The 243-nt window shown below is 44.4% G+C and carries 1 protein-coding gene; it reads left to right on the top strand.

Features of this window, described 5'->3' with window-relative positions:
- Positions 1-243: hypothetical protein (locus CH339_RS25930; protein ID WP_210207419.1), on the top strand; the 243-nt coding region annotated here is incomplete at both ends.

The following is a 243-nucleotide window of genomic DNA, read 5'->3' as shown; positions in this document are numbered from 1 at the left end:
GCGACAATAGGGGGCGGAAAAACAAACTTTGTGACGATGTTTTCGTTGGCGTCTTTTGTAGGCTTTGCCAAAATCATTGGCGACGTGATAAACAATACAGTATATCGTTTTGCGAATGTGCCGGAAGGGACTTCGTTTACATCTTTGCACGATGTTTTTTCGGCCGTCGAGCCTTATAAAAGCATATTGGGCGTGTTTGATATCTTTATGGTTTGGGCGCTTGTGTTAGCGGCTGAAGGTCTT

The sequence above is a fragment of the Rhodobium orientis genome, from assembly GCF_003258835.1.
Classification (GTDB): domain Bacteria; phylum Pseudomonadota; class Alphaproteobacteria; order Rhizobiales; family Rhodobiaceae; genus Rhodobium; species Rhodobium orientis.
This window is presented reverse-complemented; position numbering and strand designations above follow the sequence as displayed.